Here is a 4,552-nt window from a genome sequence, read left to right as displayed (position 1 = left end):
GCCTGCGCCAGCGTCACCTCCGCGTTGTGCGCAGGCATCACGATCGAAACCAGGGGATGATGCGCCACGCCGTCTTACCCGCGCCTGGTTCGGAGGTAGAACAGGAGTCCGGATACATAGCCGGCGATTTCCTGCCAAAGGAAACGATCCTCAGGGACCCTGCGTCCAAGCAGCCTCCCGCGAACCCTGCCGAGATACCAAAGCGGCTTCCATTTGAACGCCTGTCTCAAATTCGCCTTGACGCCAGTCCGTTCGTGCTGGACGAGCAAAGCGGCTGAGTGACCGCGCATGTAGAAGTAGATTTGCTTGGCCAGGCCTTCCATCGTCCGCCTGTGGAAGTGGAACGCGACGGAGGTGGGCTGGTAGCGGCAGTCATATCCATTGGCGAGCAGCCGATACCAATATTCAGAGTCTCCAGAACAGCCGGCCTGACCGACGTCGAGACGCTCATCAAACAGCCCGGCGTGGTCAAACACGTCCCGCCGGAACGCCATGCTGGCGCCAGCTCCAACTTTCCAGGCAGGGAATACCTCGTGCTTGCTGGCGGCAAAATCGGCCGCGCGGAAAATCCGAGGTGTATAGCCTTGCCCGAAACTCCAGAATGTCTCGAAATAACGCTGCGCTTCGGTGGCAATCTCGGCGGGCAGCACAAGACCCGTCACCGCGCCGATCGAAGGTCTGTCAAAAGCCGTGACCAGCCGCTCAAGCCATTGCGGATGAAGCAGAACGTCATCGTCCGTGTAGGCAACGATCTCGGAGGATGCACGCTCAGCTCCTCGATTTCGGGCAATATCCAAGCCGGGTCGGTCCTCGCGGACATAGATTGCGCCGGCAGCGAGCGCTACCTCGCGCGTTTCGCCGCCTGCCGACGCGTTGTCGACCACAATGACCTCCGCGGGCGGAAGGGTTTGCAGAGGGAGCGAGGAGAGGCAGCGCCGCAACTCTTTCGGCCTGTTACGCGTACAGATGATCACGCTGGCGCTCGGCAGGTCCAGAACCGGCGGAGCCGGGCTTGAGTCTTGAGCGACCGCAATTGGGGCAATGCGGCACTCCCCGTCGCTCGCCCTGAGCAAATGCCCGACCGGCAGCCCGCCGCGCCACAAGACGATCATGCCGGCATCGCAGTCCTCAGGAGCACCTTGGATGTCCAGATCCACGTGACGGACACCTGCGCAGCCGTCCACGCCAAACATCTCCCGCAGTTCTGCCTCCAGCACATTTACGTGCCCGTTTGAAGTGGATGACATTTTCACCAGCTCATTTCGCTATAAAGAGGCCGAAATTCGGCGTCCTTGTTTAGCATCCGTTTTACTCGAAGCTTGATCCAGCGAGGAACCAGCCTGGCCCGGCAATATGCGTCTACCATGTCAGGCAGACCTGAAATCGCGGTGCGTGGGTCCAGGAAGACTGCCTTCTTCAGCAGGTCGTAGGCCGCGAAAAACCGTCCCTCAATCAACGCTCTTGTGGCAAGCCAATGGATCATGTCGCCCAGATGGGCATCGAGATCGCCCCCGAATTGCGGATATTTTTCACGAAACTCGGCAAGGACAATTTCGCAGGAACGAAGCATCTGCATGACATCGCTCGACATGTTGACGTTCGTCATTCGGTAACCCACAAGATGCTGAGGCACGACACGGAACTCGTAACTTTCCGCTATTCTGAGGCACATCAGAAGATCCTCGCAGCCTTGTGCGCTCTTGGCCCGCAAGGTCGAATCGAATTGCCCCGCTTGCTCGAATGCGGAACGACGTACAAGCATCGAACTTCCATTGCCGACAAAATTTTGTCTGCACATGCGCTGGAGCACGTGACCTTGGGCGTCGGGGTGATTACGCAGCGAGAATACCCGATCGTCCTCGTCGATATGCGCAAACCAACAATATGCAAGGCCTGTTGAAGAGCCACCTTCCAGCAAGGCGCGCAATTGCAACGCTATCTTGGATGGGGCCCAAAGATCATCCGCATCGACAAACGCTAGAAATTCCGCGTCGGTAGAAGCCGCGCCGCGATTGCGAGCGTGCGCAACACCGCCATTAGACTGCCTTATGAGGCGTATACGCCGATCTTTGTCGGCACAGGAGGCCACGATTGATGCGGACCCGTCCGTCGATCCATCGTCGACCACGATAATGTCCAGTGCCTGGTAGTTCTGGCGGCAGATGCTGGTCAGGGTGGAGCGAATGGTTCGCTCCGCGTTGAACATCGGCACCACGACGCCTACTGTGGCATTGTCCTTGACCATGGGGGACTTCGTTTTCTCCGCAAGGTGGTGGAAGTTCATGCAGGCACGCCGTCAGTACCGCTCTCATCAAAGATCGGGGCGAATTCGCGGCAAAAGACGCTTTTCTATTAGTTTTTACTAAATAAGCCGGCAGACCAGCAGCTCCGGTAGGCCTGGCAGGTCCACCCATAATGATCTTCTGCCGTGGGCGGCTTCAGTTATGCGAAGCGGCAGACAGAATGGAGTTCGTTCCGGTTCGCGGGGTCGGACCGACCGCCTTCCTTCGGAATGATGCCTGAGCAAGAGGCGAGCGGGCGGCCAGCGACGTCGCCTCCTTCTCGAGTTCCCGCCCATGGCTGGGGGAGGGTACGCGCAAGCACCATTGCGAGGAAACCCCATCTTGCGAACCGCGGCAGTCAACGACTCACATCGCCACGGTGAACGGATGTCGGCATTGGCGGCTGCGTGTCCCAACCATCTTCGTTGTCGTCGCGAGCTAGCGATCACCCGGAATCTGGCCTTCGGCTGCGGCGATACGGGTCCTCGCACGCCGTGCCCGCGTTCGTGAATCGCCTCAGCGCTCTCTTCCGCCTACCCATCGCTCTTTTCTCTTGAACGCGGTCGTTAACTGTTCCGCTAAATTGGATGTTGACGCTTTCTCTTCACTAGAGTTAATAATCTCCTAATATAAGCGTCAGTTCATGTATTCTGACCCCCAACCAGAGTTGGACGGCGCTGTTGGGTAGGAAACGCGGGGACGGCTTCTCGTTACAGCTTTCACTGTCGAGCCGGCATTCGTCTTTGAGCGGCGGGTGTTGTGGCGCGTGGGAGCAGGGTGGCCTTGTCAAAGGACACGCGCGCTTCAGACCCCGCCAGAGTGCGCATCGGGATTATGCAAGGGTTCGTGGGAAAGCAGTTTCGTCATCAGCGTGATCAATAAACAGATCCAGGGCGTCTGTTTATAAACAAAACCGGGGGTTGGAATGGCTTCTTCTGTCACAGGTGCTGGTGGCACCACGGCATCGTTCTCCAATACGCCACAGGCGCAAGACGATGTCTTCGCCAGCAGCGCGACCGGACTCGCCCAGGATAGTTTCCAAATCGTCTTCCTGAACGTGATGGCCAACGATCTCGGCGGCAACGCCAAGACCCTCTGGTCGGTCGACAACGGTACCAACAGCACAGGCGCGATGAATGGATACAGCGCCGCTGATTTGTTGACTCAAGATTTGGGGCGCACTGAATCCACCAGCTCCGACACGAGTTTATACGGTGCGAAGATCTGGATTACCTCCGACGGACGTGTGGGATACGACGCCACCACCTTGTCAGACGCTTTCAAGGGGCGGTTGCAGCAGTTGAACGCGGGGCAGTACCTGACCGACAGCTTCATCTACTCGATCCGGCTCGGCAACGGAACGCTCAGCTGGGCGACCGCGACGGTACAATTCGCCGGAACCAACGACGCGGCGGTGATCTCGGGCACCACGAGCGGCACGGTCGTCGAGGCCGGCGGGGTGGCCAACGCCATCGTCGGGACGCCGACGGCGACCGGCACGCTGACCGACACCGACGTCGACAACACGGCCAATACCTTCCAGGCGGTCGCCGCCGGGGCGGCCACCGACCATAATTACGGCACCTTCCAGATGACGGCGGGCGGCGTCTGGACCTTCACGCTCAACAACACCAATGCGGCGGTGCAAGCCCTCAATGTCGGCCAGCATCTCACTGAAACCTTTACCGTCCACACTGTGGACGGCACGGCCCAGGTGGTGACCGTCGATGTCGCCGGCAGAAACGACGCGGCGGTGATCTCGGGCACCACGAGCGGCACGGTCGTCGAGGCCGGCGGCGCTATCGATGGCACTCCGACCGTGAGCGGCAAGCTGACGGATACGGACGTCGACAATCCGGCGAACACGTTCCAAGTGGTTGGTGCCGGCGGGGCAACCGACCACGGCTATGGTACTTTTGCGATAACGGCGGGGGGCGCTTGGACCTACACGCTCAACAACACGAACAATGCGGTCCAGGAGCTCAATGCTGGCGATCACTTGACCGACACATTCACGGTTCGGACCGCGGACGGGACAGCACAGGTTATAACGGTTACAATCGATGGAATTACGGATAACGCGACGGTCAGCCTGAGCGCCTCGACGGTCGCCGAGGGCGCGGGCGCCAGCTACGTGTTCACCGCGACATTGAGCGATGCCTCGCACGGGATCACCACGGTTCACACCGACCAGGGCGACATCACCATCGCCGACGGCCAGACCGTTGGCACGCTGGTGCTCGCCTCGGGCAATGGCGAGGACGTCTACA

The 4,552-nt window shown here is 59.7% G+C and carries 3 protein-coding genes; 1 reads left to right on the top strand and 2 read right to left on the bottom strand.

Annotation, left to right across the window (positions count from 1 at the left end):
• Positions 1-74 precede the first annotated feature (74 nt).
• Entirely contained in the window at positions 75-1,247 is a 1,173-nt protein-coding gene (locus FJ958_RS31235; RefSeq protein ID WP_246679863.1) for a glycosyltransferase, read from the bottom strand.
• 2 nt (positions 1,248-1,249) lie between these two features.
• Entirely contained in the window at positions 1,250-2,284 is a 1,035-nt protein-coding gene (locus tag FJ958_RS31230) for a glycosyltransferase family A protein (RefSeq protein WP_246677084.1), read from the bottom strand.
• A 923-nt stretch (positions 2,285-3,207) separates the two neighbouring features.
• Between FJ958_RS31230 and FJ958_RS31225 the strand changes: the two genes are divergently transcribed.
• The coding region (locus FJ958_RS31225; RefSeq protein WP_210243500.1) for a VCBS domain-containing protein at positions 3,208-4,552 on the top strand (1,345 nt) is incomplete at its 3' end.

The sequence above is a fragment of the Mesorhizobium sp. B2-3-5 genome (assembly GCF_006442395.1).
Taxonomy (GTDB): Bacteria; Pseudomonadota; Alphaproteobacteria; order Rhizobiales; family Rhizobiaceae; genus Mesorhizobium.
The sequence above is the reverse complement of the archived record's forward strand: the minus strand, read 5'-3'. Positions and strand labels throughout refer to the sequence as shown.

Excerpts from the sequence above, each read along its gene's own strand:
- FJ958_RS31235 (WP_246679863.1), bottom strand. The coding sequence starts at position 1,247 with ATGTCATCCACTTCAAACGGGCACGTAAATGTGCTGGAGGCAGAACTG.
- FJ958_RS31230 (WP_246677084.1), bottom strand. The coding sequence starts at position 2,284 with ATGAACTTCCACCACCTTGCGGAGAAAACGAAGTCCCCCATGGTCAAG.